This is a genomic window from Pseudomonas sp. 2, from assembly GCF_056627435.1.
On the sequence record NZ_JBWXNG010000010.1, the window covers coordinates 246086 to 252154 of the forward strand.

General features: G+C 59.3%; 6 protein-coding genes and 1 pseudogene. 4 read left to right on the forward strand and 3 right to left on the reverse strand.

The genetic code is table 11. From position 1 onward, the window contains the following. Positions 1–6: 6 nt before the first annotated feature. Positions 7–687: a deoxyribose-phosphate aldolase gene (gene deoC, locus AC1MEK_RS18365; protein WP_480397698.1), complete on the forward strand. Its 681-nt coding sequence runs from the start codon at positions 7–9 to the stop codon at positions 685–687. Positions 688–703: 16 nt separating this feature from the next. Here the strand turns inward: deoC and AC1MEK_RS18370 are convergent, their stop codons facing one another. Then, positions 704–1444 (reverse strand): DUF899 domain-containing protein, encoded by a 741-nt coding sequence (locus tag AC1MEK_RS18370; RefSeq protein ID WP_480397699.1) that lies wholly within the window; start codon positions 1442–1444, stop codon positions 704–706. Between the two features lie 321 nt (positions 1445–1765). Here AC1MEK_RS18370 and AC1MEK_RS18375 point away from each other — a divergent pair, with 321 nt between their 5' ends. After that, entirely contained in the window at positions 1766–2710 is a 945-nt protein-coding gene (locus AC1MEK_RS18375) for an alpha/beta hydrolase (protein ID WP_480397700.1), read from the forward strand. Between the two features lie 149 nt (positions 2711–2859). Here the strand turns inward: AC1MEK_RS18375 and AC1MEK_RS18380 are convergent, their stop codons facing one another. Then, positions 2860–3591, reverse strand: coding sequence for a CatB-related O-acetyltransferase (locus tag AC1MEK_RS18380; protein WP_480397701.1), 732 nt, complete (start codon positions 3589–3591; stop codon positions 2860–2862). Between the two features lie 252 nt (positions 3592–3843). On the opposite strand from AC1MEK_RS18380, the gene AC1MEK_RS18385 reads away from it, so the two are divergent. Continuing rightward, entirely contained in the window at positions 3844–4707 is an 864-nt protein-coding gene (locus AC1MEK_RS18385) for an AraC family transcriptional regulator (RefSeq protein ID WP_480397702.1), read from the forward strand. A gap of 458 nt (positions 4708–5165) precedes the next feature. Continuing rightward, positions 5166–5774: a hypothetical protein gene (locus AC1MEK_RS18390; RefSeq protein WP_480397703.1), complete on the forward strand. Its 609-nt coding sequence runs from the start codon at positions 5166–5168 to the stop codon at positions 5772–5774. A gap of 20 nt (positions 5775–5794) precedes the next feature. Here the strand turns inward: AC1MEK_RS18390 and AC1MEK_RS18395 are convergent. Continuing rightward, positions 5795–5983 (reverse strand): annotated as a pseudogene (locus AC1MEK_RS18395) (hypothetical protein); the annotation flags it as partial. Positions 5984–6069: the final 86 nt, after the last annotated feature.

Genomic DNA, 6069 nt, shown 5'->3' on the forward strand with positions numbered 1-6069 from the left:
TTTGCGATGAAGATCGAACCCGCAACACTCGCGCAGTATATCGACCACACCCTGCTGGCCGCCGATGCCTCTCGTGGGCAGATCGCCACATTGTGCCGTGAAGCGCAGGCCCATGGATTCTATTCGGTGTGCGTCAATTCGGGCCAGGTGCCTTACGCCGCGTCGCTGTTGGCCGGTGACAAGGTAAAAGTATGCGCCGTGGTGGGCTTTCCGCTGGGCGCGGGCCTGTCCGACACCAAGGCGTTCGAAGCGCAGCAGGCGATTGCCGCAGGCGCTGGCGAGATCGACATGGTGCTCAGTATCGGCGCGCTGAAGGACGGCCTGTTCGACCTGGTGCGCGACGACATCGCAGCAGTCAAACAGGCTTGCGGTTCAGTGCCGCTGAAAGTGATCCTGGAAACCTGTCTGCTCGACGACGCGCAGAAAACCCGCGCCTGCGAAATCTGCCGCGAGCTGAACGTGGCCTTCGTGAAAACCTCCACCGGCTTCAGCCGCAGCGGTGCGACCCTGGAAGACGTGGCGCTGATGCGCGAAGTGGTCGGTGCGGGCGTCGGGGTCAAGGCGTCGGGCGGTGTGCGCGATTACGCCACCGCCGTGGCCATGATCGAAGCGGGCGCCACGCGCCTGGGCACCAGCTCAGGCATCGCCATCGTCAGCGGCGCACAGGCGTCGGGCAGCGGTTACTGAGGTTTTTTCCCCGAGATCATTTCTCGCCACAGCAATGGGCTGAGCCTGCCGCACCGTCGTATTGGTCGTGCAGGCGCACCCACTCCATGATCTCTTCTTCGTTGCGGCCCTTGGGCGTCAGGTCCAGGTAGTTGTAGGCCCCCACCAGAATGTCCAGGCCACGGGCGTACGCCGAGTAGGTGTGGAAAATCTCTCCCTTCGCGTTTTTGTAGAACACGCTGATGCCGGGCATTTCTTCCTCGGCGAAGTCGGTGGTCTCGTAGTTGTAATTCATCTTGCCGGCGCTCAGCTCGGCATCGGTGGCCGAAACGTGGAAATCCTCGTTGAAGCTGTTTCCGGCTGAAGACACCCATTTGAACTGCCAGCCCATGCGCTGCTTGAACGCCTGAAATTCCGCCAGCGGCGCGTGGGACACGGCCACCAGGGAAATGTCGTGATGGGCCAGGTGCAGGTTGGGCCCGTCCAGATGGTCGGACAGGAATGAACAGCCTTTGCAGCCTGCCTCCCAGCCCTTGGCGAACATGAAGTGGTAGACGATCAACTGGCTATTGGCGCCGAACAACTGCGCCAGGGTTTGCCGGCCATCGGGTGTGTCGAAGGTGTAAGGCGTGTCGATTTTCACCCAGGGCAGGGCGCGGCGTTCGGCGCTGAGCTGGTCGCGCTGGCGGGTGAGGGCCTTTTCCCGGGCCAGGTGTTCACGTCGGGCATTGAGCCATTCGGCGCGGGAAACCACAGGATGCGAGTCGATATTGCTCATGATGTTCTCCTTGGCAGAGGTACATATTGGCTTTGACAGTGGCTAGTCGAATGGCGCCGACGGAATTCGACAGAGGGCTTACATGATTTCTGCTTCTGCTTCTGCTTCTGCTTCTGCCGAAGGCGTGGGAGCCGGCTTGCTGGCGAATGCGGTGGGTCATTCAATCCTTCATCGCCTGACACCCTGTATTCGCCAACAAGCCGGCTCCCACAAATGCAATCGGCGCTTTGATGTGGCTCCTTTTGGCAGATGGCAATGACCGCTCCCGGCAATGAATGGCAAACTGCCCGCGTATTGGCACTTCCCGGAATCTCTCATCCCATGGCGCAATTCTCCCTGGCTCATTTCAAGGCCCGCTGGTTTTTCTGGCTGTGCATGGCGTTGATCGTGGTCGGCCTGCCGGTCGGTTGCGCAGCCCTGCAGCACAAGGAGCGCGAGCTGGTGTTCATGATCGAGCCGGGCACCGCCAGCTGGTATCACGGCATTCCGGCCGATGTGCAGGAACTGGAGCTCAAGGCGCCGTCATTCGGCGTGTCGCAGAACATCCACGCCTGGTGGTGGCTGGCCGAAAAGAAGGACGCGCCTGCCATCCTTTACCTGCACGGTTCGCGCTGGAACCTCACCGGGCAGTTTTTCCGCATCGAGCAATTGCACGCACTGGGCTTTTCGGTGCTGGCCATCGACTACCGGGGTTTTGGCGAAAGCAAAGGCCAGCTGCCGTCGGAAAAGTCGGTGTATGAAGACGCCCGCATCGCCTGGGAGCGCCTCAAGCAACTGCAACCCGACCCGCGCAAACGCCTGATCTACGGGCACTCCCTGGGCGGCGCGGTGGCGGTGGATCTGGCGGCCGAGCTTGGGCACGATGCACAGAAGGGCGACGAGCCGATTCAGGCGCGCGGCCTGATCATCGAGTCGACCTTCACCAATCTCGCCGATGTTGCTGCCTCGGTGGCCAGCACCCGCACCTCATTGCCGGTGCGCTGGCTGGTGTCGCAGAAGTTCGACTCCATCGACAAGATCGCCGACATTCACATGCCGGTGCTGATCGTACATGGCACCGCGGATCAGTTCGTCGCACCGCGTTTCAGCCAGCAGTTGTTCGAGGCCGCGCAAGAGCCGAAAAGCCTGTTGATGGTGCCGGGCGGCAACCACAACAACAGCATGAACCTGGGACGCCAGGCCTATGCGCAGGCGATTGCTGCGTTGCTCGCGGCCAAGGTGCATGCGGCCGCCACGCCAGCGGCCATGCCCAATCAATCCGGATAAGACAAATCGCCCCGTAGCAGCACGGCTTGCCGGCGGGGCGGTGTGTCAGACAACCCATCTGTGACTGACACACCGCCCCGCCGGCAAGCCGTGCTGCTACGAGGGACTTGGGTGTGCCGGCAATCGGGGAACAAGATCGTCTGCGCGCTTCACTGCGCCGCCTGATGCTCCACCGAAAACGGCTTGTTGCGCACCACCACCCGGCCCGGATGGCTGTCCGGGACGACAACGCCCTTGAGCGCTTCGAGCAGTTTTTCCGGATCTTCGATGGGCAGTTCGGCCAGTTGGCGCGGGGGCAGGTTCCACCACTGGCTGGCCAGCAGGCCGTCGATGATGTGCTGATCGAACCGGTAGCGCTGCACTTTGGCCGGTGAGCCCACCACGATGGAATAAGGCGGCACATCCTTGGTGACCAGCGACTGGGCCCCGATCACCGCGCCTGTGCCGATGGTGATGCCTTCCAGAATCAGCACATCCATGCCGATCCACACATCGTGGCCGATCACCGTCTGTTTGACCGGCTCATGAACCTCAGTCGCCCCGGTATGGCGCTGGCGCAGGGCCGCCAGGCCGGTGTGCGTGCTCAGGCCGTCCAGAGGATGGGATTTGCGGTTCTGGCCGAGGGTCACATTGCGCGCGATGGAGCAGTAGCGGCCGATGCTGGCCACGTTCTGAATCTCCGTACCGCTGACGATATCGGTGTAGGCGCCAATGCTCAGGCAGGCGGAATTGATCTTGACCTGATGCAGCTTGACGCCGTGTTCCAGGGTCAGCTCCATGGCGCAGCGCAAGCCCCGGATGCCGCTGTCCAGGCGGCATTTATCAAAGGCCAGGGCGCTCTTGAGTCGATAATCCAGAAGTAAACGATGAAAGACATTCATAAGGGCGTCTGCCAGAACAGGGAGGGCACGCGCTTCGACGGTAAAACAGCCGCGTCGTGCAATTGTTTTTATAATTGATAACAGTTCTCGATATTGTCACGTTCCCGGGCTTTCGGGAAATCTGGAACCGCCCGGTCACTCAGTGGACACGCGACCCGATTGCGCACGGGCGAGCATCCAGACATTCCCAATCGCGACACGAGGTGGTATCTGTGTTCGCCTGTCGTATCCGATTTCCCCCGAGCCCGCGTCATGGACAAATACTCAAACGGCGAAGCCCACCTCACGCACTCCGAGCGCGACTGGGTGGTGCGTGCCGAGCCGCTGCCGCAGATGGAGCGGATCGAAGCGTATTTCCACGGGCACGGCTTTGAAATGCACCGCCACGACACCTACGCCATCGGCCACACCCTGTCCGGCGTGCAGAGCTTTCATTACGGCAAGGAAATGGTGAACAACCTGCCGGGCCAGACCATGGTCCTGCACCCGGACGAACCCCACGATGGCCACGCAGGCACCGAAGACGGCTTTCGCTACCGCATGTTCTACCTGGAACCGGCGATGATCCAGCAGGTGCTCGGTGGCAAGCCCTTGCCGTTTATCAAGGGTGGCGTCTCCAGCGATCCGCGCCTGTTCCGCGCCACCCAGGCGCTGCTGACTGATCTCAAATCGTCCCTCGATCCGCTGGAACTGGACGACGCTGTCTACGACATCGCCATCGCCCTGCAAGACGCCGCAGGCGCGCGCAAAGGCCGGCAAAGCGTCGACTACCGCGCCGCCGAACGCGCCCGCGAATTGCTCATGGCAAGCCTGGAACAGGGCGTGAGCCTGGATGAACTGGAACAGGCCAGCGACACCGACCGCTGGCGCCTGTCCCGGGATTTCCGCGCCCTGTTCGGCACCAGCCCCCACCGTTACCTGACCCTGCGCCGGCTGGATCTGGTGCGCCATTCCATTGCCTGCGGGGTTTCCCTGAGCGACGCCTCCGTCATGGCCGGGTTTGCCGACCAGAGCCACATGACGCGGCACTTTGTGAAGACGTTCGGCTATCCGCCGGGGAAGTGGTTGAGGATGTTGGGTGTGTCTAACGGCTCGCGGGCGATACAACACCTGTAGGAGCGCGCTTGGTCTGGGCCGCATCCGGACGAATTCGGCGTATCAGTCACCAAAGGGTTGTCTGATACGCCGATTCGTCCGGATGCGGCCCAGACCAAGCTCACTCATGCAATAGTCGGGTAGGCCTTAGCGCATATACACAAAAGCACCACGCGCCTCTGGTAACGATAGCGATTGACGTGCGGCGCAGAGGGCCTGGAAATAAAGCGGTGATGTCCTGAAGGCATAGACTGATTCGAAGTAAAAAGTCTGCCGTTAAACTCCGAGTGTTAATACGGCTCACGGTTTTGTTTCGATAAATCAATGAGATGCGTTAAACGTCAAATTAGGCATGTTGCCATGCCGTATTGGAGCGCTTTGATTTTTATCGTGAGTGGGCTGATGCTTATCTCACATGCCGCTGCAATGGCGGCCATGACAGGTGTTTTTATGGGTTTCAATGAACAAGGAGTGTGATCATGGGTAAGTCAAATGGTTTGCCGGTAACTGCAAATGTCGTCACCCTTTATAACAACGGTGAGAAGGTCGGCGAGGCCAACGTTGACGGTAATGGGCAGTGGCGGGCCGAAATTACAGGTTTGGAGATGGGGCAGAATAGTTTTGAGGCGAGGATTTCGGACAGTGTTTCGAATGAGTGGGCGGTTGAGGTTTTTCCGCCTTATATTGATTTCACTGATTTTCAGGATGGATCGTGGGGGCGCTGGATGTTAGGGGGGTTTTTCGAATCTGGAATTCGTAGTGATGGAGATAATCAATTTGCATTTTTCGTAATAGATATACGCGATGGTACAGGTGGGGGTGGCTTGATAGCTAAATGGATTAATGAGCTTATTGTGGGTAAACGATACAGAGTTCAACTTTCGGCGCAAGCTACCTCTCATGCGTGTTTTCTGAATGTTATAAATGAGAGTCGTGAATGCCCGGTTGGTGCGTGGGGGGAAGTTTATTGGGAGTTTATTGCGTCATCACCATCCTTCTACCTATCAATAAGTGGTGGTCTCAAGTCGGTCGCTCCGAGCCCTCAGGAAATCTGGATAGATAACATAGGAATCATCCAGCTCGATTAGAAAAAAATTTTTCGCCGGTATCACCCAACACTTTCTGCCATGCCATGTTTGGGCATCAACACCGCAATCAACGCCCTGACAACCCCCGGCAGGGCGTTCAGCTCCCGCACCAGAATGCTCCTTCCCCACACCGCCCAAGGCTCATCCAGCTCAATGGTCATCAGCTTCATGGTCCTGCTGTGCCGCGTGGCGGCCGAGTTGGGAATTATGAAGACGTTCGGCTATCCGCCGGGGCGATGGTTGAGGATGTTAGGAGCGTCCAACGGTTCATGGGCGATGCAAAACCTGTAGGAGT